Source organism: Lentilactobacillus kribbianus (assembly GCF_013184075.1).
In the GTDB taxonomy this organism is placed as follows: Bacteria; Bacillota; Bacilli; order Lactobacillales; family Lactobacillaceae; genus Lentilactobacillus; species Lentilactobacillus kribbianus.
Map to the genome: position 1 here is coordinate 424192 of NZ_JABEQQ010000002.1, position 26669 is coordinate 450860.

Here is a 26669-nt window from a genome sequence, read left to right on the forward strand (position 1 = left end):
AAATCTCCCGGTTTTGATGTATTTAAGCAAATAAGGAGGAGCGACATGGGTAAAGTGGTATTAGATCAAATGGCAATGCAGCGTGCACTAACAAGAATTACATATGAAATCATTGAAAAAAATAAAGGGGTAGACGATCTAGTACTGATTGGAATCAAAACTAGAGGAGTTTACCTGGCACAACGAATTGCTAGCCGTCTTCAACAATTAGAAAATGTTTCGGTTCCAGTTGGAGAATTAGATATCACTAATTACCGTGATGATGTGGAGCACGATAAACCTACGGAAACTGAAGTAACGATTACTAACAGCAACCCTAACATTTCAGTAAAAGATAAACGGGTAGTCATTGTTGACGATGTTTTATACACCGGTAGAACTGTCAGAGCAGCATTAAGTGCTATTATGGATTTGGGTCGCCCTAAAATGATTAACTTAGCTGTATTAGTCGATCGTGGTCATCGAGAATTACCTATTAGAGCTGACTTTGTAGGAAAAAATATTCCAAGTTCTCAAAAAGAAAAAATCAGTGTATTAGTATCCGAAATTGACGGTAAAGATGCCGTAGAAATTAATAAGTAGATTAACACTAACGAGGTATATTTTATGCCAACAACAAGATATCTTATTTTAGAAGATGGTACTAGCTATACAGGTCAAGCCTTCGGGTCTTTGGCAACTACTACTGGTGAAATAATTACCAATTCAACAATGAACGGTTATCAAGAAATCATTACTAATCAAGTACATCACAACCAAATTATTGTTTTTACTCAACCATCTATTGGTAACACTGGCTTAGATCAAAATGCATATGAATCAATTTTACCTTCAGCTAAAGGGGTAGTTGTTCGAGAGTATGAAAATCTAGCAACTGATCATTTAAAAAGAATTTCATTAGATCGTTATTTAAAACAACATGGTATCCCTGGTATTTATGGTATTGATACGCGACAATTACGACACCATTTACAAAATCAAGGAACTATGAAAGCTAGTATTGTTGATGTTGATGATGAACATGCTTTTGACCAGCTTAGTGCCACGGTACTAACTAATCAACAAGTTGCCCAGGTGGCAACACCCAAGCCTTATCCTAATCCAGGTGAAGGTGATAATGTGATTGTCGTTGACTTTGGACTAAAACATGGTATCTTACGTGAATTATCTAAACGTAAATGTAACGTCACGGTTGTTCCTTGGGATACATCTAGCGAACAAATTATGGATTTTGATCCAGACGGTGTTGTTTTATCAACTGGCCCAGGTTCTCCTAACAGCTTACCAGAATCGGTGTTACATATGATTAAAGCTATTGAATCTCAAGTACCATTAATGGCCATCGGACTGGGACATCAATTATTTGGTCTTGCCAATGGTGCCCGTATTTTACCTTTAGACGTAGAACATCATGGTAGTAATCATCCTATAAAAGAAATTATCACTAACGAAATATTTTATGCTGATCAAGAACAAGGTTATGAAATTGACAAGAAATCAATTAATCATAAGCAGCTATTAATTACTTATCTAGATGTTATGAATGGAACCATTCAGGGATTAAGACATCGTGATTTTCCAGCATTTTCAGTGGAATTTTTACCAGATGGCGCACCAGGTCCTAAAGATCGGGTCGACTTATTCGATGATTTCATAGAAATGATGGCGGTAAGGAGAAGAAATGACAATGGCTGATAACTATAATAAGGTCTTAATCATTGGTGGCGGTCCCACCACTTTAGGTAGTGAAAATGAATTAGATGCAGCCGCCTTTGAAAAAGTAATCGCTTTTAAAAAAATGGGAACCAAGGTTCTTTACTTAGACAACAATCCATTTTCAGTTGTTGCTGATGAAATTCAGGCCGCTAATGTTTTTTTTCAAACAATTAACTTAGAAAACATTATTAACATCATTACCAAAGAACATCCTGATGCTATTTTATTTAGTGTGGCTGGATTATTAGGGCAAAAATTAGCATTACAATTATATCAATCTGGTATCTTAGAAAGTGAACACGTCGCTATTATTGGTAATAGCTTAACTACTTTTCAAACTGTAGCCGATAGTGATAGACTCAGACAATTATTAACTGATTGGAACGAACCAGTAATAGCATCAAGAACGGTAGCTTCTGATGACGATGCCGTAGAATTTGTTCGTGAAATTGGTTTTCCAGTTATCGTTAAACCTCTTTCAACTGATCACGATACTAGCCGCATTATTTGTTTTAATATGGATGATTTAGAGGCAGCCTTACAGTACAGTTTTGATCAAACTTACATTAAACGTTGTTCAATAGAGCAAAGTATTGTTGGTTTTAAAGAAATTGAAATGGTGGGAATTAGAGATGTAGATGGTAATAAAATATTAGTTACTGGTTTGGAAAATATGGATCCAATTGGTATTCATTCTGGTGATTCCATTATCTTTGCTCCCACTCAAACACTAATCAATGAAGAGTATCAACGTCTACGAACAGCAACTTTTAAAATCATGGATGCCTTAAACATTACTGGCAGTTGCCATATTCAATTTGCACAAAGTAGAACCGACTCAGATTACTTTGTAACAAAAATTAGTCCATATTTTACACGTAATACAGCATTGGCTACAAAAGCAACTGCATATCCCATAGCCTATGTGTCCACTTTTCTTGAAGTGGGGCATCCGTTAGCTGAAGTACGATTACCATCAAAATATAGTCATATTAAACCTCTGTTGGAACCCACGCTAGATCATATTTTAGTGAAAATACCACTTTGGCCGTTTGAAGACATTCCTGACGCTGATCAGCATTTAGATACCGTGATGAAATCAGTGGGGTCAACGATTGGAATCGGTAGAACCGTCGAGGAAGCTATTATTAAAGCCATGCACAGTTCGCAATTTTCACCACGAGATATTTTACCCAGTGTTCAAAATATTGATGATGATGATGTAATTAATCAATTAATTCATCCGTTAGCTAGCCGAATTTTAATTCTAATTGAAGCTTTACGGCGTGGCTTTTCTATCGACGACTTGGCTGAACTAACTAAGATTGATCAGTTTTATTTTTATAAATTGAAACAACTTATTTTTGCACAAACATTTGTCCAAACTAATCCACTGACAGCTGAATCTATCAAAATGGGGCATCAATATGGTTTTGGTGATGGTATGTTAGCCGAATTATGGAATACTAGTATTCAAACTGTCGAAAAATTGAACCAAGATAATAATGTCCAAGTGACTTATAAAGAAGTAGAATCCAGTGCTGGTGAATTTATTGAGAACACTAATATTTTTTACAGTAGTTACGAACTAGAAAATGAAAGTCAGCCATTCGAAACCGATTCAGCATTAGTAATTGGGCGCGGTGGTAATCAGTTAGGGCCGAATGCGGCTGCAGACTACTATACGTCCCAAGTTCTAATACAATTGCATAAATCAGGCTATAAGACCATTGTGTTAAATAACAATCCTAATGCTGTATCTATGAGTCCACAATTAAGTGATAAACAATATATTGAACCAATTCAACTTGGTAATATTTTAAATATTATTCGATTGGAGCGGCCTAAAGTAATCGTATTGCCGGGAAACCGTCACTATTTAGCTAAAAATCTTAAGCAAAGAGATGAACTAAATATCATAGTCCTACCACCAGATCAAAAGGACGCCCAGTTAATACGACCGGAGATTACTAATGCTGTTGACTATTTCATTGATGGCAATGTAATTCTTCCTATCACGACCATTTCCTATTCAGTAACAAGTTATAAGCGAAATCAACGTTATAATACTAATTACCAGCAACCCATGAACCAATTCACTCAATATGGACAAAAGCTGATTGCTGAGGGAAGAAAGCAGTTAACTGGTGGTCATTGGCAGGGATTAGTTCAAGTTTTATTTGAAGAGACCACACCAGGCAATTTTAAGTTTGCTGGCATTCGTCCCATTAGAATTACTGAAACCGCATTTTTAACTAAGGCAACTGGAATTAATTGGGTGAGGGTACTAGTCAAGAAGAATTTAGGTAATTTGGATTTAGTTAGATTAGCTGAATTATTAAGCCATACCGAGCCTAAACGTTTTGCGATTATGAACGGAATTTTTCCATTCGAAGCACTTCACGCCAGAAACCACCAAGGTTCAAGTAAGCAAGAGGTGGGAGCTAGTTTACAATTTAAAAATATTGATCAACAAAAAAAGGAATGATTACAATCATTCCTTTTTTAGTGTTTTGATTACATCAATATCTGGGTCTACTAATATTTGCGACTGTCCTTCATAAATAACAAATCCTGGTTTTGCCCCGTTAGGCTTTCGAATAGCCTTGACCTTAACATAGTCAACTGGAACTTTAGTACTATCACGTGCTTTAGAAAAATAGGCTGCTAAGATTGCAGCTTCTTGAATAGTTTGATCACTAGGGTCAAATGAACGAATAATAACATGAGAGCCCGGGATATCTTTCACGTGTAACCATGTATCTCGTTTATCAGCGGTATGCAAGGTCAGCTGTTCATTTTGTAAGTTATTTTTACCAACTAAAATTTCAGTTCCATCAGTAGCATTAAACATTTCCGGTTTATTAGCCTTATGACGACGCTTAGATTGTTTTTTATGTTGTTCGTGGTTCTTTAGATATCCTTGTTGTTCTAATTCATAACGGATTTCTTGAATATCCTCTGGGTTAGCCAATTCAATTTGAGCTTGAATATTTTCAAAATAATTCACTTCGGTCTTGGTACTAGATATTTGTTCATTTAAATAGGTAATTGCATTTTTTAGTTTTTGATACTTTTTAAAGTATTTTTGCGCATTTTCGGATGGAGAAATTTGATTTGATAGAGCAATTTTTATCAATTGATTATTCTCATCATAAAAATTTGGTAATTCGATTTCTGTCATACCTCGTTTAACTTGATTGAGATAAGTGGTTAAAATTTCTCCCTTAATTCTAAAATTATCTGCTTTTTTGGTAGCTTCTAATTCTTTAGTTAACTTATTTAATTTAGTTTTATTTTTTTTAAGTTGATTTTTAACTACTTTAATTAATACATTGGCCTTTTCTCTTACACGATCCCGTTGCACTTGGTCATGATAGTATTGGTCCAATAAAACGCTTAAAGACGAATATTCAACGTTATTAAAAGTATCCGGATACGGAAAAGCAGTAAAATTATATTTGCTATTAGCAACTTCGCTAATAGTTGGCTTAGGATGGTTAAATCCATCAAAAAAAGTTTTATAATGTTGAATTAAATCACCAGGTTCGTGTAATTTAGTTGCTAATGCCAAAGATGTGTCTTTTCCCAATCCTTGAATATTATGTTGTAATTCTTTAGCTAAAACATCTACATTAGGAAATTCACGAACTATTTTTGATAAAAAGTCTAAATCATCCGATTTGAATGGATCGATAGAATTTTGTTTTGGTGGGTTAATATAAGTGGATCCAGGTAAAATTGTTCGATAACGATTAACATCATTACCTACTCGTTTAATCGAATCTATTACTTTATTAGTTGCTTGGTCTACTAAAATAATATTACTATGACGGGCCATAATTTCGATAATTAAGATAAGCTCTTCTTGATCACCAATTTCATTTCTAGCCGTGAAATGAAATTTGAGTACTCGATCATTAGCCGGTTGGCTAATTTCTTTTAAAATCGAACCACTTAAATGTTTTCTCATAACCATTGTAAAGTTATTTGGTACGGCCGGATTTTTATATGGAATTTCAGTAATTTGAGTTCTAGCATAAGTGGGATTAGCTGATAAGAGAAGCTGGTGACTTTTACCGTGAGCTCTGATTGTTAAAATCAATTCATTTGGGTATGGTTGGTTAATTTTACTAACTCGTCCCGTAGTCAAGGTATCATCTAGTTCGTTTCTGAGAGCATGGAGAAATGATCCATCAAATGACATGGTAACAACTCACTTTCTATGATATATTTTTGCATTTGCATTGTACCTACGATTAACTAGTATAGTCCTTTTGTAAAGGAAAAGCTAAACTAAAGAGAATTAATTGTAATGTACAAATAATTACGATATACTGTTTTGACGGAGGGGATTTTTAATGAAAGAAGTGTTTCAAGCCCTTACTAGCGCTGAGAAAAAGTATCAAAAAAACTTATTAAAGTTAACTAAATCAGCTAATCTTACAATCTCGGAGTGGCATCTGCTAGGATACGTGATTGATGGTGCTTCAACCCAGGAACGACTGGCAACTGTGTCTATGTTAAAAATTTCCACATTGTCAAGACAGTTAAAAAGTTTAGTCAACAAAAATATGATTTCTAAAGTGGCGGTAGGAAAAGACCGCCGCCAATTAATGTATCAAGCTAATGAAAGTGGCGTAGAAGCTTATACGTTGGTCAATAAATTGAGCAATGAACTATGCGACCAAATTCTTAATCATTGGCCTAGTCAAGAACGACAATTTCTAAAAATCTTGTTAAATAGATTAGATAATAGTATTGCTAGAATATAATTTAAAAGTAGGTGGAATATATGAGCATCGCAGTTGTTACGGATAGTACTGCGTATTTAACTGATGAAGAAGTTAAAAAATATAATATTAAAGTGATTCCCATTCCGGTAGTAATTGACGGTCGTAGTTACGATGAAGGTGTCGACATCACTACTGAAGATTTTTACGATAAATTGCGTAATTCAAATTCATTTCCAAGTACCTCACAACCTCCAATCGGTGAAATGATTAATTTATATAATTCATTGGCCGATGAAGGCTACGACACGGTAATTAGCCTTCACTTAGCTAGTACCATTTCAGGATTTTATAATTCGTTGGAACAAATTGCTCCATCAATTGAAAAAATTAAAATAGTCCCTTATGATTCTAAAATTACAGTTAAACTACTAGGTTATCTTGCCATCCAAGCAAGTAAAATGGCCGCTAAGAATTACTCCGTTACTGAAATCATTCAATATCTCGATGATCTTCGTTCCACTATTGATGAGGTATTCATCGTTGACGATTTACAAAACTTGGTTCGTGGTGGTCGCTTGTCCAATGCTTCTGCTTTTATTGGCGGTATTTTGAAAATTAAACCATTATTAACTTTTGATGATCAAAGTAATGAAATTGTGGCTTTTGAAAAAGTACGTTCAAGAAAAAAAGCGTTAGGCAGAGTTGAACAAATTTTTGCCGATGCTAACCAGCAAGCTTCTTATCCGTTGCGAGCTCTAATTTTAAATGCCAATGATCCAGAGGGTGGCAATGCTTGGACTAAACAAATTGCGCAACAATACCCTAACATGACAATCGAACAAAGTTATTTTGGACCAGTCATCGGTACTCATTTAGGAGAAAAGGCATTAGCACTAGCATGGCTACGTGATTTTGAAAAGACAGATCAATTTTAATCATAAGACTATCAGCTTATTTTAAGTAAGTTGATAGTCTTTTTTTAATACTTATGCTATACTCTAGAAGTTACAAATAATATATGGGGTAGAGATTAGTGCGTTAAGTGTTGGAGAAACGGAATGTGAACTCCAAACGAAAAGCAATTATTGCTTGCGATGCTAATTTCGCATTCACCAATAACTTTAACTGAATAAGTCATAGTCTGGTGAGCTCCTTTTTAAGGAGATGTTTATCATGAAGTCAATTACGCAATCATTACATTTTCGTAAGTTACGGACTTTAGATATTGTTGTTTTAGGTGTTTTATTGGCGGTAGGCCTAGTGCTAAACCAATTAACTTTTGGAACCCAATTTATTCAATTTGGTTTCGGTTTTGCGGTTATGGCTTTAACTAGCGCTTGGTATGGACCATGGTGGTCGGCTGCAATAGCCATGATAGCAGATATCATTGGTACCTTATTAACTGGTGGGGGGTATTCCCCGGGATTCACGTTATCGGCAATTTTATCTGCTATAATCTACGGTTTATTTTTATACCAACATCAGGCTACTTGGACCAGGGTTATTTTAAGCCAATTAATTATTTCAACCATTGTCTCAACCATCTTAAATACTTGGTGGCTAAATATTATGTACAAAACACCATTTATGGCGTTGCTAAGTACAAGAATTATTAAGGAAATAATTACTACACCTATTCAAATTATCGTTTTATACATTGTCTTAAACGCACCAGCAATTAAAAAAATATATAAGCAAATCACTAATTAATTAAATATATAATAAAAAGAAACCGACTAATTTAGCGGTTTCTTTTTATTTAACAACAATATTCAATTACATTTTCTCTAAGCCATGTCGTTGTTCATCATCAACGATATGAGTGTACAATCCAGTTGCGGTAGTAGAATTTTGACCTAACTGAGTAGCCACTAATTGTTCATTTTTAGTAGCTAGATAAAGTTTGGATGCAAGCGTGTGTCGTAATTTATGTGGAGTGATTCGTACTTTGAATACCTCTGAATACTTAGCTACCATCTTTTCAATAGAATTAGCTTGCATTCTAGATGCTTGACCACGATAATTACTCAAAAATAAAGCATGCATATCTGCAGTAACCTGATACAATTGTTCTCTATTGTTAACATATTTTTCAATATAGGGTAGTGTCCACGGCGCAATTGGAACTGTATCACGTTGGCCACCTTTTCTAATAACACTAATGGTGCCAGTTCTTAAATTCAAATCTCGTAAATCTGTATTAGCTGCTTCAGACACACGTAGACCACTGCCTAACAAAAGAGCATTAATAGCTAGATCGCGCAATTTATCTCGTTTGAAATACTTTAGTTGTGCCGGTGAAAGTTGTTTTTCGTATCGCTCATCAATAAAAGCTAAATAGTCATGATCTGTAGTCCCCAACATTAATTTGGATTTTAAATTGGCAGCTCTGGTAGAGTAAGTCTCATTAGTACGCACTAGGGAAACTTTACGCATAACATTTCGATCAAAATAAGCCTCACCATTTTCATCTTCAGTATCTTCAGTTAAGTATTTAAATAATGACGATAATGCGTTTAATGATCGATTAATGGTAGGGTGAGAGCGACTATCTCTGCTTCCTTTTTGCTTAACTTGATTCAAGAGGGCCGATTTATATAATTCAACGGTTTCTTTTTTTAATTGAGCTAAAACATCTATATTTATATTAATAGGTGAGGTGGCATTAGTAAAACCTTCAGTAATTAACCAATCAAAAAAACGACGAAATTCAGTTAAATACTGATAAAGGGTTGCTGGTGAAAGGGGAATAACCGCTTTAGCTTGGTAATATTCTTGTACATACCATGGTAGTAGAGCTAGTTCTTTATCAATTAGTTTTAAATAACGTTGTTTTTCCATTTTGATTCTCCAAACGTATGTTCTTTTATCTAATTTTATCGTTTTAATTACTGTCAAGCAAGAAAAATAAATATTTTGTTACTGTACTTTCATTAAAATGCTTGTTTTAATGAAAGTTGATTATTAATCTAGTTTATTCACTAATATAGACAGTACCCGTAACAAAGAAATAAAAACAATCAAAAATTAACAGTACGCTAATTGGCTACTTTCTATATAAAAACAGCCATGTATTAACAATAACGCTATCGACTTTTGTACAATTTAGTAAGTTAAATCAGTAAAAAAGGTTTCAATAACTTCTAAATAGCTTCAAGAACTAAATTTCTTTATCTACAATTATAGTTGTTATAGCAAAGTTTTGATGCTTATAAAAGTGGTAATAATACTTCATAAGTATTTAATTCTTTGCCATTATATAGAATCTATATAGATATAGAATCCAAAGTAAAAAAAATTTTGTATAAGTAAGCTAAATCCGCCGATGGTTGCTGCAATTAAATATTACGGTACCGGCTATCAAAAAACCATATTAACACGTGAGTATTATTTTTATTCGATTTAATTAAAAGAGGTGTCATTGGTTATTTTATGAAATCCAATTAAACGCTGGTTCATAAATAATTTATTTAATTTCAATCTAGCTAATCATTAGAAATACAGTCATAAAAATAAAAAGTCAACCGAACATGAACATGTAATTCATGTAGGGTTGACTATTTTCTTACTAAAATGGTAAATTGATATTTTACTTTACATAATATATATTATACGAAGTTAGTCAATTTACTTTTTTAGTCGTTCCAATGTTGTTTAATAAAATCAGCTCGACCACCCATTTCTTCAATTTGATATCTAAATGGATTTTTTTTATAAAAATCTTGATGTTCTTCTTCAGCAGCATAAAATGGTTTAACATCTTCGATAGTTGTCACAATTGGTTTAGTAAATTTTTCGCTATCAGCTAAACGCTGTTTAGATGCTTCAGCAATTCGGCGTTGTTCTGGACCGTCTACAAAAATAACTGGTCGATAACTATCACCACGATCTTGGAATTGACCCATAGCATCAGTTGGATCAGTTTGATGCCAATAAATTTCTACTAACTGTTCATACGAAATAATTTCTGGATCAAAAGTAATTTCAATCGCTTCAGTATGACCTGTTGTATGTGATGCTACTTCTTGGTAAGTTGGATTAACGGTATGGCCACCAGTGTATCCAGAGATTACCTTAATAATTCCAGGCTGTTCCTCAAATGGCTTGACCATACACCAGAAACATCCACCTGCAAAAATGGCTTTTTCAACTGTCATATTAGCTCAACCGTCCTTTCAAATTAATCATTAACTTTAGTAGTAGTTAAGTCTTTTATTTGAACATTTTCATCAATCATACTGGAATCCCCAGAAAGCTGTAATTGATGGTTAGTAGCATTCCAATCTAACTTCAGATGATTGTCCAAATATGGCTTAGAATAACCTTTATAAGCTACCGGACCCATAATCGAGTCTACTTGTTGATCATAGTCCAGGACCTCGGCATTTTGATCTACTAAAATTACATTAAAAGCCAGATCAAAAGCACAAGTAGCAAATTTGGAAAACGGTCCAACACCATCATCTAGGTTTAATAAAATTTTACCGTGATTAATATTAATTTCGTCCAAACGTTGTTTTGCTGCTGCAGTAATTTCTAAATTCATTAAGGGTCTTCCTTTCTTATCATAATAGAATCAACAGTTATTCAAATAATTGAGTATATTGACCATAACCTTGTTCAATTAAATCCTGTTTAGGAATAAATCTTAAAGCCGCTGAATTAATACAATAACGTAGTCCGCCACGATCTTGAGGTCCATCTGTAAAAACATGACCTAAATGGGAATCGGCATTTCGACTTCTAACTTCAGTGCGTTCCATACCAAAGGAAGAATCACGTTTTTCTTTAATATCAGCTCTATCAATCGGTTTAGTGAAGGCTGGCCAACCACAACCAGAATCATATTTATCCTTAGAACTAAATAATGGTTCTCCACTCACAACATCCACGTAAATACCATCTTCAAAAAATTGATCATATTTACCAGTAAACGGACGTTCCGTAGCAGCATGCTGTGTAACTTCATAAGATTCTTTGGATAGTTTTTGTTTTAAATTCATATCATCATTAGTTGTCATCTAATCTGCCTCCTTTTTAATCTCTATTAATCATATTCTTGGTCTAATTATAAATCAATAAAAACGCTTATAAAAAATAAGTAGAGGAATTGTAATCAATTCCTCTACTTATGTTATTTTTATTTATTAACCTAGCACTGCTTGCAATGGTGGAATTACTTGTTTCTTACGAGATACAACTCCCGGTAAGTTAACAAGATTATTTTCAACTTTAGCATTGTAGGCTTCTTCAATAGCATTAATAGGATCACCTAAAACTAACATTACTGAATCACTAGTTAAAACATTAGTAGCCAATAGTAAGAACATATCATAACCATCAGCGGCCATAATTGTCTTCATTTCTGCTTCTAATTCGTCTTTACGACTTAATACATCTTCTAAATCAACTGTATTAACTTGACCAATACGAAGGTTCTTACCACCCATTTCATAGGTTTTGGCATCACCTTGCAAAATATCTTCAGCGGAACGAGCAGCTACATTAGTACCCGCTTTTAACATTTCGATACCATAAGTTTCATAATCATCAATTCCAGCTAACTTAGCTAACACGGGAACCGCTTGACGTTCCTCATCAGTAGTAGTTGGTGATTTTAATAATAATGTATCTGAGATAATTGATGAAAGCATCAATCCGGCAATTTCACGTGGAATTACAACATCATTTTCTAAGAACATTTTATAAATAATGGTACTGCAGCATCCTACTGGTTCTGCCCGGTAATACAAAGGTTGTGCAGATTGAAAATCAATTTTATGATGATCAATTACACGGGTAACTGTTACATCAGCTAAATCATCCACACTTTGTTTAGCTTCATTATGGTCAACTAACACTACTGAATCCACTTCTGGCTTAGCGTTAGTAATTACTCGTGGTGCATCAACGTTAAAGTAATCTAATACGAATTTAGTTTCATCATTAGGGGTTCCTAAAGCGACCGCTTCAACGTCGTCTCCCAATTTATTTGCTAAATAAGCATATTCAATGGCACAACTAATAGCATCAGTATCTGGGCTTTTGTGTCCAAAAACAAGTTCTTTACTCATGTAATCCACTCCTAATTGTTTATTTAGAATTAGTTAATTTTCTTAACCTAGTTAAATAATCCTCGTCTGCTAGGTATTTGTCAAACTCTTCAAGAAAATAATCAATTCTAGGTATTTCATCTTTGTTCTTACGGTAAACAAAGCTTAAATCAAATTGAACTTTAGGCTCTAATTCAGTATACCAAGTTTGACTAGCTTCCAACACCTTAGAATCAATACCATCTAAGTACGATAATGGTAGTGCTGTATTGGTCTTAGTGTCAATAGCAAAATGCAAAACTTGACCAGGTAATGTAAAACGGCCAGCAATCTTAGGAAAATCTACCATTTGATTTTTAAATGCTTCATGCAATGTAGCATTTAAAAAGTAACCTTGCGGATAAATAACCCAAGGTGTATTAACAGTATCTTTAAACCGCACATATTTACGATTGCTAAGTGATTCTTCGTGGTGTACAAACATTAAGTCATCAGCCATAATCTTTTTCGAATCATATGGTTGCCAGTTTTTAATTGAAGCATCTGGTAAATACATAATAGCTAAATCAATTCGATTATTCTCCAAATTTTCCCAAATTTCTTTTCTAGTTAACATATGAAAAGTAACTGTTAAATCAGGATTTTGCTTATATAAATCAACCGTAAAGGCTTCTAATACTTTAGTTTCAATGGAAGCTAGAATACCGATATTAATTTCACCGGTTGACGCACTAGAAGACTGTTGAATTTCGTCTGTAGCTTCGTTGAGTAATTCATAAATTTCGCGGGTAGTCCTTAACATTGTAAGTCCGGCTTCAGACAATCTTAGTTTTTTACCAACGGAGTAAAATAATGGTGCACCAACTGTTCGCTCCAATTTTTTAATTTGTTGCGTTAAGGCTGGTTGAGTGATTCCCAAAATTTGAGCAGCCTGAGTATAATTCATTGTTTCTGTCAGCTGAAGAAAATAACTTAGCGTTTTAGAAGAAAAAATGCTTTCTTGCGTGGTTTTCATTTTTTGGGCTCCTTATCTGTTTAGTAATTAAAGTTGCTAGAATTATTAACCATAATATAATCTCTCTTGTATGCCCAAGCAAACAATTACACTTATGGCTATCTTATTTTATAATTAATTCTAAAATTTTGCGTTTAATTGCTACGGGATGGCCCTCAGCATCAATATCAATTACAAATGAACCATTAGAATGACGACCACTGTTATTAAATTCATTAGGTAAAATATCATGAATTCGACTTCTATCAGTATAAATAATTAATGGGGCATCATTAGCTTCAATTAATGTAAAGTCAGCGATTCTATGGGGATCATTTTTTAGTTCTCTTAGCACCATTACCCCACGACGAGCTCGTGAAGTGGTTGGTACTTCACTAGCCTTCATTTTCTTGAATGAGCCTCGTTGAGTAACTAGAGCAACTTCCGAATCATCAGTGACAACTGCAGCATCAACCACAAAATCATTATCACCTAAATTCATCGATTTAACACCAGTAGTGCGAGCTCCATTCACCGGAATTTCTCCTAGGTCGTATTTTAATCCATAACCTAAGTGAGACATTAATAAGACGTCCTTAGCCACATCAGCTAACGTTAAGTACTTAACCATCACTACTTTAGCATTTTTTTGCTTCAATTTTTCATACGTAAAGGCATGTTTTTTATAGGTTCTACCTGGAGTTAGATTTGAAAAATCAACTCTCTTAATATAACCATCATCTGTAGCAATTAGAAATTGTCCCGTTTCCTTGAGTGATTTAAACGAATAAGCGGCAATAATTTGTTCGTCGGTATCCAATCCAACCGTTTGTGACAAGTGTTCACCGGTATCTTTCCAACGAACGTCAGCAATTTCATGAACTGGTCGATAAATTAAATTTCCCTTATTAGTAAACATAAATAAGTGATCACGCGTATTAACGCGAGCTAAAAATACCGGATGATCAAATTCCTTTAGACCGCTGTCATCACTACTAGAAGCGCTATATGAACGAAGACTACTTCGTTTAATGTATCCTTCATAACTGACTAAGGCCACCACGTCCTCATCTGGAACCGTTACTGTGGTACTAATTTTTAGATCACTGATTTCAGCCTGGATTTCAGAAAGACGATCATTACGATAGTTTTTTAAAATTTGGCGGAATTCTTTTGCCAAAATTCGATTAAGTTCAGTGTCATCGTTTAAAATTAGTCGATATTCTTCAATACGTTTAGCTAATTCTGCTGCCTCTTTTTCAAGTTGGGTAACATCTGTATTAGTTAAACGGTAAAGTTGCAAAGCCACAATGGCATCTGCTTGTTGTTCAGAAAAATCGTATGTTTTAACTAAGTTATCTCTTGCATCTTTACGATTTTTACTTGCTCGAATAGTTTTAATCACTTGATCTAAAATCGAGAGAGCTTTAATCAAGCCATCAACAATGTGTTGGCGAGCTAATGCTTTTTTGAGATCATACTCGGTCCGCTTCTTAACTACTTCTTGTTGAAAACTCAAGTAAGCCGTTAACATTTGTTTCAAAGAAACTCGTTCGGGACGCATATTATTAATGGCCACCATATTGAAGGTGTAAGAAATTTGTAGATCAGTATTTTTAAATAGATAATTTAAAATACCTTGTGAATCTACGTCACGCTTAAGTTCAATTACAATTGTTAATCCGTCGCGATCACTTTCGTCGCGAACTTCAGCGATTCCTTCTATTTTTTTGGTCAATCTAATTTCATCAATTCGTTTAACCAACTGTGCCTTGTTAACTTCATACGGAATTTCCGTTACCACAATTTGTGATTTATTACCACGAATTGGTTTTATCTCCGTTTTAGAACGAACGACAATTTTACCATGCCCAGTTTCATAAGCTTTTTTGATGCCAGCAACTCCCTGGATAATGCCACCGGTTGGAAAATCGGGTCCCTTAACAAAATCCATTAATTTTTCGGTGGAGGCATTAGGATGTTTTTGTAAATACAAAATAGCATCGATAACTTCACCTAAGTTATGTGGTGGAATATCAGTGGCATATCCGGCAGAAATTCCCGTTGAACCATTAACTAATAAATTAGGAAATCTAGCTGGCAAGACAACTGGTTCATATTCAGTATCATCAAAGTTTAATACCCAATCAACCGTTTCTTTATCAATATCTCGTAACATTTCACCCGATATTTTGCTTAAACGGGCTTCAGTATACCGCATGGCCGCAGGTGGATCACCGTCCATAGAACCATTATTACCATGCATTTCAATCAGTGGTTCTCTAACCTTCCAATCCTGACTCATTCGAACCATGGCTTCGTAAATAGAACTATCACCATGGGGATGGAAATTACCCATAACGTTTCCGACGGACTTGGCAGATTTACGGAATCCTTTATCGTAAGTATTGCCATCCTTATTCATTGCATACAAAATTCGTCGCTGAACTGGTTTTAACCCATCACGAATATCTGGAAGGGCTCGTTCTTGAATAATTGATTTTGAATAACGGGCAAAACGATCACCCATAATATCTTCAAGCGTTAAATCTTCAATTGTGCTCAATATTTCCCTTCCTTTCTATCATTCAGAAGGCGCCGTATTATCTAAAATACTGCCCTCTTCTTCTAAATTAAATTTAACATTAGCTTCAATCCAATCACGTCGTCGATCAACTTTATCACCCATTAGTGTAGTAACTCGACGTTCAGCTAAGGCGGGATCATCAATTCGAACTCTGATTAAAGTTCTAGTAGCTGGATCCATTGTTGTTTCCCATAGTTGATCCGCATTCATTTCACCCAACCCTTTGAAGCGTTGAAGGCTGGCATTTTTGCCAAAATTCTTTTCTACTTGAACTAGTTGTTCGTTGGTCCAAGCATATTCAACTTTTGTCTTATTGCCGCCACCTTGTTGCATTTTATATAACGGTGGTAACGCAATATAAATTCGACCAGCATCAATCATTGGTCGCATATATTTATAAAAGAATGTAAGTAATAACGTTTGAATATGAGCACCATCATCATCAGCATCTGTCATGATAATGACCTTGTCATAGTTAGCATCCTCGATATTAAAGTCAGCACCAACCCCAGCACCAATGGTGTATATCATGGTATTGATTTCTTCATTCTTCATAATTTCAGGTAATTTGGCTCTTTCAGTGTTTAAAACTTTCCCTCGCAACGGTAAGATCGCTTGATGTTTTCGATCACGTCCTTGCTTAGCCGAACCACCGGCTGAATCACCCTCGACTAAGAACAATTCGTTTTTACTATAGTCCTTCGACTGAGCCGGCGTGAGTTTACCAGAAAGTAATCGTTCCTTTTTCTTCGTCTTTTTGCCATTACGACTCTCATCTCGAGCCTTACGAGCTGCTTGACGGGCCTGACGGGCTCGTAGCGACTTGTGAACTAACGTCTGGGCAAATTCACCGTTCTCCATTAAAAAGTAGCCTAATTGCTCATTAACTATCGTGTCAACGATGCTTCGAGCCTCAGGCGTACCGAGTTTTTCTTTGGTTTGACCTTCAAATTGTAAAATACTTTCAGGCACTCGTAAGGAAATTACCACAGATAGGCCTTCCCGCACGTCACTACCATCTAAATTTTTATCTTTTTCTTTTAGTAAACCAATTTTACGAGCATATTCATTAAAAGCTTTAGTCCAAGCTGATTTAAGACCGGCTTCATGAGTACCACCATCTTTAGTTCGAACATTGTTAACAAAAGATAACATATTTTCAGAGTAACCATCGTTATATTGGGCGGCCACTTCTACTTCCACGTTATCCTTATTACCATCAAAATACATGATATCGCCTAAAGTATGTTTATCTTCATTTAAGTAAGAAACAAATTCTTTAATTCCTTCTTCATAATGAAAGGTTTCTTCTTGTTCCATACCCTCACGTTCATCAGTAAGCGTAATTTTGGTACCTTTCAATAAGAACGCAGATTCTCTTAAACGTTCAGATAATGTCCCAAAATTAAATGTGGTAGTGGTAAAAATAGTCGAATCTGGCTTAAATGTTAGCATGGTTCCACTGGGTAATCCGGTTTTACCAATTTTCTTAAGAGTTCCCTGTGGATGTCCACCATTTACAAAATCTTCTTCATATTTAATCCCATCACGAACAATTACTACTTTCAACCATGACGAAAGTGCATTAACAACACTAGCACCAACCCCATGTAAACCACCAGAAGTTTTGTAGCCACCTTGCCCAAACTTACCACCAGCATGAAGCATGGTTAAAATGACTTCGGGAGTAGGCTTACCAGAAGCGTGCATACCTACTGGCATACCCCGCCCGTGGTCTTTAACTGTAATACTATTGTCACTATGAATAATGACGTTAATTTCATTACCGTAGCCTGCTAATACTTCATCAACAGAGTTGTCTACGATTTCATATACTAAATGATGTAATCCTCGTCCATCAGTGGAACCAATATACATTCCTGGTCTTTTACGGACAGCATCCAGCCCTTCAAGAATCTGAATTGAAGAGTCATCATACTTTTGTTTTCCTTTTGCCATTCGTTCACAGACTCCTTCTTTTATAGCAATCTATCTTATAGTAACCTAAAAATTTAACTTTGAAAATGAAATTTTATTGGAGTAACCCCGTAAACATGCTAAAATTAAAGCCATTGTACGACTTTAATGTCATGAATTTAAAAGAGGGTAAATATGAATTCAAATTTCATCCAAATCACCATAATGCTTATCATTTCTTATCTATTAGGAGCTATTCCTAATGGCGTTTGGATTGGTAAAGCTTTTTTTCATAAGGATATTCGTCAATTTGGCTCTGGTAACATTGGTACCACTAATACATACCGGGTACTTGGCCCGATTGCTGGCACGGTAGTAATGGTTTTAGATATTTCCAAAGGGGCCATTACCACCCTTTTGCCAACCCTAATGCACAATTATACTATTTCACCATTAATTTATGGAGTTATGGCAATTCTGGGTCATACCTTTTCAATCTTTGATCATTTTAAGGGGGGAAAAGCCGTAGCCACTAGTGCTGGAATGCTATTAGCCTATCGTCCCGAACTATTTTTATTAGCAGCAGCCATTTGGTTATCGTTGATTTTTATTACTAGCATGGTTAGCCTAGCCAGTATGATTGCCTTTACTATTATTACTATTGTGACCTTTATAATTGACGAAACCTTTTTAGGTATACTAGCATTATTTCTGACGATATTTATTTTTTACCGCCACCGTAACAATATCAAACGAATCTTAAACGGTAATGAAAGCTTGGTACCCTTTGGATTATATTATTGGTGGCAAACAACTCACAAAAAATAAGATGACTCTTAATTGAGTCATCTTATTTTTTTAGAAAAAGGTTAGGCTATATTTAGTATCAAACTGCTCTTGTGCCGGTAGCGTATTAATACCAAATTTATGTTCCAGTTGACCGGATGCGTCCACCGTATCAGCAATTCCCCACCATGGTTCCAAACAAACAAATGGAGCTTCCTTGGGATATGGTGACCAAATACCAAGGTATGGTGCGTCAAATACGGTCATTGCTACACCACGGTCATCTAAGTTAGAAGCCAACATAACAGTAGTTTCACGATTATTTAACATTAAAACCTGTGCATCTGCCTTAAACAAATCACGGTCAAGCATTAAAGGTTTAGTTAAATCAATCGTTTTTAAATTATAAGGGTTACTTAATGGCGCTTCTAAAGGAACTCGTTCATATTTTTGAGCCGGAGCTACTTTTACAAAATAATTGGTAAAATCACCGCCAGCCGCATCTAGCGGAACGTTAAAGCCGGGATGAGCTCCTAATGCAAAATACATTAATTCAGATCCACAATTAATCACATTGAATGTCACCATTAATTGGTGTTGCTCCAAAGTATAGCTTACCCTTAGTTCAAAATGAAATGGATACATTGTCAAGGTCTGCTCATTATCTCTTAATAATAACGTTACCGTTTCATCAGTTTGAGATTCCACTACAAAATGTTGATCACGAGCAAAGCCATGTTGACTCATTTGATAGGTTTGATTTTGGTACTGATAACTATCATCTTTTAAGCGACCCACAATTGGAAATAAAACCGGGGCGTGTCGACCCCAGAATTTTTGATTTCCTTGCCAAATATATTCAAGTTGATCATCACTAGTAACACTAACTAATTCGGCCCCTAATTCATTAATTTTGGCACTTAAAAATTCATTGTGTAGTACTAACATATTCTTCCTCCTATTAAAGGATATAGCGAGAAAGATCTTGATTTTGAGCTAACTTGCCTACCTTATCATCCACATATTTTTCAGTGATGGTAATCTCTCCCATTTGCATGTCTGGGCCTTCGTAGAGAATATCTTCTAATAGTTTTTCTAAAATTGTATGCAACCGGCGAGCTCCAATATTATCCGTATTATGGTTAACGTTAGCAGCAATATCTGCAATTTTGTTAATAGCTTCAATCGTAAAAGTTACTTTAACGTTGTCAGTTCCGATCAAGGCAATATACTGTTTAATTAGGGCATTATTAGGTTCCGTTAAGATTCTAACAAAATCATCTTTTGTTAAATCACTTAGTTCCACTCTAATCGGAAACCGACCTTGTAGTTCTGGAATCAGGTCACTAGGCTTGCTATCAGCAAACGCTCCTGAGCCAATAAATAAGATATGATTGGTATTGACAGAGCCATACTTAGTATTAACGTGGGCTCCTTCAACAATTGGTAAGATATCTCGTTGGACCCCTTCTCTTGATACTTGTCCACTTGATTGGGCATTACTACCGGTAATCTTGTCAATTTCATCGATGAAAATAATTCCAGTATTTTCAGCATTTACAATGGCATCATGATAAAGATCGGCTTGGTTAACTAATTCTTCGGCCACCTCTTTAGTTAAGATATCTCTGGCCTCACTAACAGTAACAGTTCGCGTAATTTTTCGCTTGGGCATTAACTGTGATAAGGAATCATTTAAATCAATTCCCATTTGATTCATCATGTTATTATTGCCAGCCATGGATTGGGCGGGATCATCAATTTCAATTTCCACCATATCATTTTCCAATAAACCAGCGCGTAATTTATCTGAAACCGTCATTCGTTTTTCTCGGATATCATCAGTGATTTCTTCTGATTCACTCATAGGCCGATTAAAATCAAACTGACCTTTTTGCAATGCGGCGAGCATTTCTTGTGCATTTTTTAAATTATCCGCTTCTTGTTTCTTTTTATCGACAGGAACTAATAATTTAACTAATCGATTATTAGCTTCTTTCACAGCATCAGCATTAACTTTTTTATATGCCTTTTTCTTTTCAATCTGCACGGCATTTTCTACTAAATCCCTTACCATTGATTCTACGTCACCACCAACGTAACCAACTTCCGTAAACTTAGTAGCTTCTACTTTAACAAACGGAGCATTAACAATTTTGGCTAACCGGCGAGCAATTTCAGTTTTCCCGACTCCAGTTGGTCCAATCATTAATAGATTTTTAGGTGAAATTTCTTCTTGCATTTGGGCTGATAATTTCATTCGCCGAATGCGATTTTGTAATGCTACCGCCACTGCTTTTTTAGCATCATTTTGACCTACAATGTATTGATCTAGTACATTAACTATTTGTTTAGGCGTTTCAATCGTATTTTCCATTCAAACAGCTCCCTATCTATATCTATTATAATTCTTCTGAAATCACGTTTTGGTTGGTAAAGATATCAATATTACCAGCAATCCGAATTGCGGCTTCAGCGATATCTCTAGCGCTCATATCAGTAGCATGATGCTTCATAGCTGTGGCTGCTGCTAAAGCAAAATTACCACCAGAACCGATGGCTAAAATATCATCATCTGGCTCGATAACTTCGCCAGAACCGGATACTAACAACAAGTCTTGATTGTTCATGACAATCAATAGTGCTTCTAATTTTTGTAAGGCTTGATCGCTACGCCATTCTTTAGCCAGTTCTACGGAAGCTCGTTTCAAATCACCATCATATTGGCTTAACTTTCGTTCAAATCGTTCTTCTAGGTTGAATGCATCTGCCACACTTCCAGCAAATCCAACGACTACTTGATCGTTAAAAATTTTCCGAACTTTGTGAGCTGTACCCTTCATGATCACTTTTTCACCCATTGTAACTTGTCCATCACCAGCCATAGCTAAATGACCATTGTGACGCACAGCAACAATAGTAGTTGCTTCAAATTTGATTGGCATAAAAAAACTCCTTTATTGATTATTTAATCATCATTATTATTTCGTGGAAAAAATTTTTGATAATCCTGCAAGAGGTGCTCTTTAGTAACGTGTGTATAAATTTGAGTTGATGATAAACTACTATGGCCCAATAGTTCCTGAACCGTTCGCATATCAGCACCATTGTTGAGCATGTGGGTTGCAAACGTATGTCGTAACATATGAGGATGAATACTTGTTGTCATCGAGCTTCGTTTAACAATTTGATTTAAAACATATTCAATCCCACGGGATGTCAATGGCTTGCCTTGACTATTTACAAATAGATTATCATGTTTTACCTGATTTTTTGCCATTAATTTGCTACGTCCTTGATTTAAATAAGTGATCAAAGCATCGTGTGCATAACGACCAAACGGAATATAACGTTCTTTGTTACCTTTTCCATAAACTAATAATAATTTTTGAGTTAAATTAACACTACTTAGTTTTAAATTGGCACATTCACTAACCCGAATTCCAGTTCCATAAAGAATTTCTAATAATGCTGTATCACGTTGAGCTAGTTCAACTCTACCATTATTAGCTGCAGCTTCAAATAATACCTGCATTTCATTTTGAAAGAAGAATCTGGGTAGTTGTTTATTATGCTTCTTTAATTGAACAAACTCAAACGGATTTTGCTTAATAACCTCATTTTTTTCCAAAAAATTAAAAAATGATCTTAATGCGGAGACACGCTGTGAAATGGTACTCCAAGCGTAATCGTGATCGTATAAATAACTTAAGTACGCTTCCACTGTTAAATTATCCGTATTGGCCAATAATAAGTGCTCATTTATTTCTGAATTTGATAAAAAAGTTTGAAAACTATCTAACGCTTCCTGATAGGATTTAATTGTTTCTGGTGAATACTGCCGGTCACTTTTTAAATATTTTAAAAACCATTTTATCTGTTCATTATTTTCTATCATAAACTACCTACTTTTTGATATGAAAAAAGGCTGATATCAAGTAAAAACTTGAATCAACCTTTAAACAGTAATAATTAACGAGCACGACGTGATTCTGTAATACGAGCGGCCTTACCTTGAAGGTTACGCAAGTAGTAAAGTTTAGCACGACGAACTTGACCATAACGAACAACTTCGATGTGATCAACACGTGGTGAGTTTACTGGGAAAATCCGTTCAACCCCAACACCGTTACTTACTTTACGAACAGTATAAGTTGCTTGAATGCCGGCACCTTTACGCTTGATAACAACGCCTTCAAATAATTGAATACGTTCACGAGTACCTTCAACAACCTTTGCAAAAACCTTAACTGTATCACCAGCACGAAAATCAGGAATGTCATCTCGTAATTGTGATTTGTTAATTTGAGCGATTAATTTGTTCTGACGCATAAATAAATCTTCCTTTCACTAGCATTCATTATCGATTGGACAGCGGAATACTGTTTTTGGTATTAACCAAGTTATAGTCTAACACACTGCTGGAATCAGTGTAAAGTTATTTTTCTTGACGGTCTTCCTCTTCTTCTCTCACTTCACGTAATAGCTGTTTTTGCAAACTAGTTAATTTAGAATGATCTATTAAATCTGGTCGCCGCAAGTAAGTCCGTCTGAGTGACTCTTTTTGATTCCATTCAAATATTTTTTTATGATCACCATTCATTAACACTTCTGGTACTTTCATACCCCTAAATTCGGCTGGCCTGGTATATTGCGGCTCTTCTAGTAAGCCGGTGGAAAATGAATCTTCAACACTGGATTGATTATTTCCTAATACTCCTGGTAATAAACGCGTCACAGCGTCAATCATGACCATCGCAGGGAGTTCGCCCCCAGTCAAAATGAAGTCCCCAATTGAGTATTCGTCAGTAACAATAGAACGAATTCGTTCATCATATCCCTCATAGTGACCACAAATAAAGGTTAAGTGGTCTTCTGTAGAAAGTTTTTCGGCTTCGTGTTGATTAAACGTAATACCCGCTGGATCAACCAAAATAACCTTACCAGTTGGAATTCCTTGTTCCCGATTGTGCGATTGGATATCATCATAAGCATCCAAAATTGGTTGAGCTTGTAATAACATACCTACTCCACCACCAAAAGGATAATCATCTACGTGACGGTGTTTATCTTTAGTATATTCTCTGAAGTTAGTTACTGAAAGATCTAATGATTTATTATCAATGGCTTTACCAATAATAGATTCTTTCATTGGCCCTTCAAACATTTCCGGAAAGAGACTTAAAACATCAATTTTCACTATTCTAAGCCCTCCAATAGTTCTACGGTAACTTGTTTATTAGCCAAATCAATTTTTTTAATCACATCGTCAATTTTAGGTAACAATAAATCTTTTTGACCATCACGTTGAACTACCCAAACATCGTTGGCTCCTGGAGCCAAGATTTCTTTAATGGTACCTAAAGTCTGACCGGTTTCGGTCACCACGTTCAAGCCAATAATTTGATGGTAATAATATTCTCCTTCGGCCAAATCATCGTCACTTAATTCAGCTTCGCTAATCATTAATATAGCTGGTTTTAAATATTCAACATCATTAATGGAAGGATGATTCTTAAAGTGTAAAATAATAAAGTTTTTGTGCTTTCTAACCCCATCAATTTCGAGTGAGATTAGGTCACTACGATCAACTAATTTTGCGTAAACAACGTTTCCTTTTTGAAAACGACTATCAGCGAAATCAGTAATCGGAATGACTCTAACTTCACCTTTAATTCCTTGAGTATTAACCAGTTTACCAACGTTATAATATTCCATTATTTACCTCCTACTTCAAAATATAGGTAATAAAAAAGGATCTTAAACAAAACGACAGTTTCATTTAAAATCCTATTGTTTATTGTCATCAACGACTAATCTAACTCGATTACCAGCTTGAACTGGCAAACTGTAAACAATCGTACGAATAGTCTGTATTACATGGCCCTGCCGACCAATTACTCGGCCAATATCATCTGCAGCTAACTGTACATGATATTCCTCAAAACGTTCCGTCGATTGACGAGAGACGCTAATTTCTTCAGGAAATTCAACGAGCGGCGAAATAATAGTTTTGATTAAATTATCAATACTAACCATGATTATCACTCACTTTTTACTTTTTAGTGTACTTAGCTTCGTGATACTTCTTCATGATACCAGCATCTGAAAGAATGTTACGTACAGTATCAGATGGTTGGGCACCATTGTTCAACCAGTTAAGGATTTCTTCTTCCTTAAGGGTGATTTGAGCTGGTTCAGTCAATGGGTTGTAAGTTCCAACGTTTTCGATGAAACGACCATCACGAGGGCTGCGTGAATCAGCAACAACTACTCGATAAAAAGGACGCTTTTTAGAACCCATTCGCTTAAGACGAATTTTAACTGCCATGTGTTACACCTCCTGTAATTTCTTAACGTTAATAATATAACAGTATTTTAAGGGGTTGTAAAGGTTTTTTTCTTTACACCACTCAAATGCCGTTATTAACGTCGCTTTCGCTTCTTTTTTGCTCGTTTTCGTTGATTTTTTTTCAGTTTGCGACCTACTTGTTTCATAGCCAACTTGGATAACGCATTTCCGCCACCCATACCAGCAGCGTTCATCATATTTTGCATATCGCCCATATTACCATTGGAAACTTTGTTCATCATTGTTTTCATCTGATTAAATTGCTTAATCATTCGGTTAACTTCCTGAATCGGGCGACCTGAACCACGGGATATCCGACGACGTCTAGATGGATTTAAGACATCTGGATCTTCGCGTTCTTGAGTAGTCATGGAGTAAATAATAGCTTTTATGTGCTCCATATCCTTAGGATCCATGTTCACGTTTTTTAATGCTGGATTATTTGCCATACCTGGAATCATTTTCATTAATTCATCTAATGGTCCCATTTTTTGAATTTGACTTAACTGATCTAAGAAATCATTGAAATCAAACGAATTTTCCTTAATTTTTGCCGTTAATTCAGCGGCTTGTTTCTCATCATACTCTTGTTGGGTTTTTTCAATCAGAGACAACATGTCTCCCATGCCCAGAATACGTGATGACATTCGATCAGGATAAAAGACGTCTAAATCAGTCATCTTTTCACCTTGACCAACAAACTTAATTGGTTTATCCGTCACAGCTCTAATGGATAAAGCAGCACCACCACGAGTATCACCATCAAGCTTAGTTAAAACTACCCCTGTAATGCCCAGAGCATCGTTAAAACCTTCGGCAGTAGCTACCGCATTTTGCCCTGTCATAGCATCGACTACTAATAAAATTTCGTCTGGATTAATTTCTGCCTTAATGTTTTTTAATTCATCCATTAAGTTAGTATCAATTTGAAGACGACCAGCCGTATCGATAATGACATAATCATTATGATCTTCGCGAGCTTTTTCTAGCCCTTTCTTAGCAATCTCGACTGGATCAACGTCGGTCCCTAATTGAAAGACTGGTACACCAATTTGATCACCAACCGTTTGTAACTGATCAATCGCAGCTGGGCGATAAACATCATCAGCAACTAATAATGGACGTGCATTTTGTTCATTCTTTAATTTTAAAGCGATTTTACCAGCAGTCGTCGTTTTACCGGCACCTTGTAGTCCGACCATCATAATAACAGTCGGAATCTTATCTGATTGATTGAGCGGAACAGCTTCTTCACCCATCATTTGGGTTAATTCTTCGTCAACAATCTTAACGATTTGTTGGGAAGGATTTAAACCTTCTAAAACTTTGGCTCCTTTAGCCCGTTCCTCGACAGTTTTTACAAATTTTCGAACGACCGTAAAATTAACATCAGCTTCAAGTAAAGCCAACCGAATTTCTCGCATGGTTGTTCTTAAATCTGCTTCAGAAACTTTTCCCTTACCGCGGAGATTGCGCATTGCTTTTTGTAATCTCTCCGTTAAACCTTCAAAAGCCATTTACTTCACCA

At 35.5% G+C, this 26669-nt stretch carries 26 protein-coding genes and 1 riboswitch; of the genes, 7 read left to right on the forward strand and 19 right to left on the reverse strand.

Annotated features, from left to right (window positions below):
• Positions 1 to 45: 45 nt before the first annotated feature.
• From pyrR to HII32_RS06875, 3 genes are read left to right on the forward strand one after another with little or no spacing between them, the layout of a single operon-like run.
• The gene (gene pyrR, locus HII32_RS06865) at positions 46 to 582 is read left to right on the forward strand and encodes a bifunctional pyr operon transcriptional regulator/uracil phosphoribosyltransferase PyrR (protein ID WP_172189684.1); all 537 of its coding nucleotides are present in this window, start codon (positions 46 to 48) and stop codon (positions 580 to 582) included.
• 24 nt (positions 583 to 606) lie between these two features.
• Positions 607 to 1695 (forward strand): carbamoyl phosphate synthase small subunit, encoded by a 1089-nt coding sequence (locus HII32_RS06870; protein ID WP_172189686.1) that lies wholly within the window; start codon positions 607 to 609, stop codon positions 1693 to 1695.
• Complete coding sequence (locus tag HII32_RS06875) at positions 1688 to 4204, forward strand: carbamoyl phosphate synthase preATP-grasp domain-containing protein (protein WP_172189688.1); 2517 nt, start codon at positions 1688 to 1690, stop codon at positions 4202 to 4204. Before HII32_RS06870 ends, HII32_RS06875 begins: the two co-directional genes overlap by 8 nt.
• 6 nt (positions 4205 to 4210) lie before the next feature.
• Here HII32_RS06875 and HII32_RS06880 read toward each other — a convergent pair whose 3' ends face one another.
• Positions 4211 to 5923, reverse strand: coding sequence for an Rqc2 family fibronectin-binding protein (locus HII32_RS06880; protein WP_172189690.1), 1713 nt, complete (start codon positions 5921 to 5923; stop codon positions 4211 to 4213).
• Positions 5924 to 6077: 154 nt separating this feature from the next.
• On the opposite strand from HII32_RS06880, the gene HII32_RS06885 reads away from it, so the two are divergent.
• The 3 genes from HII32_RS06885 (at position 6078) to HII32_RS06895 (ending at position 8162) form a co-directional block, all read left to right on the forward strand.
• Positions 6078 to 6491 (forward strand): MarR family winged helix-turn-helix transcriptional regulator, encoded by a 414-nt coding sequence (locus HII32_RS06885; RefSeq protein ID WP_172189692.1) that lies wholly within the window; start codon positions 6078 to 6080, stop codon positions 6489 to 6491.
• A 20-nt stretch (positions 6492 to 6511) separates the two neighbouring features.
• Positions 6512 to 7387, forward strand: a complete 876-nt coding sequence (locus tag HII32_RS06890; RefSeq protein ID WP_172189694.1) for a DegV family protein — start codon at positions 6512 to 6514, stop codon at positions 7385 to 7387.
• An 82-nt stretch (positions 7388 to 7469) separates the two neighbouring features.
• Positions 7470 to 7569, forward strand: a riboswitch (THF riboswitch).
• A gap of 56 nt (positions 7570 to 7625) precedes the next feature.
• A complete protein-coding gene (locus HII32_RS06895) occupies positions 7626 to 8162 on the forward strand; it encodes a folate family ECF transporter S component (RefSeq protein ID WP_172189696.1) in 537 nt (178 codons plus the stop codon).
• Positions 8163 to 8228: 66 nt separating this feature from the next.
• Here the strand turns inward: HII32_RS06895 and xerS are convergent, their stop codons facing one another.
• The 8 genes from xerS to parE form a co-directional block, all read right to left on the reverse strand.
• Positions 8229 to 9293 carry a tyrosine recombinase XerS gene (gene xerS, locus HII32_RS06900; RefSeq protein WP_172189708.1) on the reverse strand — a complete coding sequence of 355 codons (1065 nt, stop codon included), beginning with the start codon at positions 9291 to 9293 and terminating at the stop codon, positions 8229 to 8231.
• A 794-nt stretch (positions 9294 to 10087) separates the two neighbouring features.
• Positions 10088 to 10609 (reverse strand): peptide-methionine (S)-S-oxide reductase MsrA, encoded by a 522-nt coding sequence (gene msrA / locus HII32_RS06905; protein ID WP_172189710.1) that lies wholly within the window; start codon positions 10607 to 10609, stop codon positions 10088 to 10090.
• A 23-nt stretch (positions 10610 to 10632) separates the two neighbouring features.
• The gene (locus HII32_RS06910; protein WP_172189712.1) at positions 10633 to 10998 is read right to left on the reverse strand and encodes an iron-sulfur cluster biosynthesis family protein; all 366 of its coding nucleotides are present in this window, start codon (positions 10996 to 10998) and stop codon (positions 10633 to 10635) included.
• A 37-nt stretch (positions 10999 to 11035) separates the two neighbouring features.
• Positions 11036 to 11473, reverse strand: coding sequence for a peptide-methionine (R)-S-oxide reductase MsrB (msrB, locus tag HII32_RS06915; protein ID WP_246224878.1), 438 nt, complete (start codon positions 11471 to 11473; stop codon positions 11036 to 11038).
• 126 nt (positions 11474 to 11599) lie between these two features.
• The gene (locus HII32_RS06920) at positions 11600 to 12526 is read right to left on the reverse strand and encodes a manganese-dependent inorganic pyrophosphatase (RefSeq protein ID WP_172189714.1); all 927 of its coding nucleotides are present in this window, start codon (positions 12524 to 12526) and stop codon (positions 11600 to 11602) included.
• A 19-nt stretch (positions 12527 to 12545) separates the two neighbouring features.
• Positions 12546 to 13520 (reverse strand): LysR family transcriptional regulator, encoded by a 975-nt coding sequence (locus HII32_RS06925; protein WP_172189716.1) that lies wholly within the window; start codon positions 13518 to 13520, stop codon positions 12546 to 12548.
• 103 nt (positions 13521 to 13623) lie between these two features.
• Positions 13624 to 16029: a DNA topoisomerase IV subunit A gene (gene parC / locus HII32_RS06930; RefSeq protein ID WP_246224893.1), complete on the reverse strand. Its 2406-nt coding sequence runs from the start codon at positions 16027 to 16029 to the stop codon at positions 13624 to 13626.
• Between the two features lie 54 nt (positions 16030 to 16083).
• Positions 16084 to 18045, reverse strand: a complete 1962-nt coding sequence (gene parE / locus HII32_RS06935) for a DNA topoisomerase IV subunit B (RefSeq protein WP_172189720.1) — start codon at positions 18043 to 18045, stop codon at positions 16084 to 16086.
• Positions 18046 to 18198: 153 nt separating this feature from the next.
• On the opposite strand from parE, the gene plsY reads away from it, so the two are divergent.
• Entirely contained in the window at positions 18199 to 18831 is a 633-nt protein-coding gene (gene plsY, locus HII32_RS06940) for a glycerol-3-phosphate 1-O-acyltransferase PlsY (RefSeq protein ID WP_172189722.1), read from the forward strand.
• 30 nt (positions 18832 to 18861) lie between these two features.
• Here the strand turns inward: plsY and HII32_RS06945 are convergent, their stop codons facing one another.
• The 10 genes from HII32_RS06945 to ffh all read right to left on the reverse strand — a co-directional run bounded on the left by HII32_RS06945 (position 18862) and on the right by ffh (position 26658).
• Positions 18862 to 19737 (reverse strand): aldose 1-epimerase family protein, encoded by an 876-nt coding sequence (locus tag HII32_RS06945; protein WP_172189724.1) that lies wholly within the window; start codon positions 19735 to 19737, stop codon positions 18862 to 18864.
• 13 nt (positions 19738 to 19750) lie between these two features.
• Positions 19751 to 21166 (reverse strand): ATP-dependent protease ATPase subunit HslU, encoded by a 1416-nt coding sequence (gene hslU, locus HII32_RS06950; protein WP_172189726.1) that lies wholly within the window; start codon positions 21164 to 21166, stop codon positions 19751 to 19753.
• Between the two features lie 25 nt (positions 21167 to 21191).
• Positions 21192 to 21734, reverse strand: coding sequence for an ATP-dependent protease subunit HslV (gene hslV, locus HII32_RS06955; RefSeq protein WP_172189728.1), 543 nt, complete (start codon positions 21732 to 21734; stop codon positions 21192 to 21194).
• 23 nt (positions 21735 to 21757) lie between these two features.
• Positions 21758 to 22687: a tyrosine recombinase XerC gene (gene xerC, locus HII32_RS06960; protein ID WP_172189730.1), complete on the reverse strand. Its 930-nt coding sequence runs from the start codon at positions 22685 to 22687 to the stop codon at positions 21758 to 21760.
• 74 nt (positions 22688 to 22761) lie between these two features.
• Complete coding sequence (gene rplS / locus HII32_RS06965) at positions 22762 to 23121, reverse strand: 50S ribosomal protein L19 (RefSeq protein ID WP_172189732.1); 360 nt, start codon at positions 23119 to 23121, stop codon at positions 22762 to 22764.
• Positions 23122 to 23227: 106 nt separating this feature from the next.
• Complete coding sequence (gene trmD / locus HII32_RS06970) at positions 23228 to 23989, reverse strand: tRNA (guanosine(37)-N1)-methyltransferase TrmD (protein ID WP_172189734.1); 762 nt, start codon at positions 23987 to 23989, stop codon at positions 23228 to 23230.
• On the reverse strand, positions 23989 to 24507 hold the full coding sequence (gene rimM, locus HII32_RS06975) for a ribosome maturation factor RimM (protein WP_172189736.1): 519 nt from the start codon (positions 24505 to 24507) through the stop codon (positions 23989 to 23991). The genes trmD and rimM overlap by 1 nt, the downstream gene beginning before the upstream one ends.
• Before the next feature lie 72 nt (positions 24508 to 24579).
• Positions 24580 to 24828 (reverse strand): KH domain-containing protein, encoded by a 249-nt coding sequence (locus HII32_RS06980; protein WP_172189738.1) that lies wholly within the window; start codon positions 24826 to 24828, stop codon positions 24580 to 24582.
• Positions 24829 to 24844: 16 nt separating this feature from the next.
• The gene (gene rpsP, locus HII32_RS06985; RefSeq protein ID WP_172189740.1) at positions 24845 to 25120 is read right to left on the reverse strand and encodes a 30S ribosomal protein S16; all 276 of its coding nucleotides are present in this window, start codon (positions 25118 to 25120) and stop codon (positions 24845 to 24847) included.
• A 95-nt stretch (positions 25121 to 25215) separates the two neighbouring features.
• On the reverse strand, positions 25216 to 26658 hold the full coding sequence (gene ffh / locus HII32_RS06990) for a signal recognition particle protein (RefSeq protein WP_172189742.1): 1443 nt from the start codon (positions 26656 to 26658) through the stop codon (positions 25216 to 25218).
• Between the last annotated feature and the right edge of the window lie 11 nt (positions 26659 to 26669).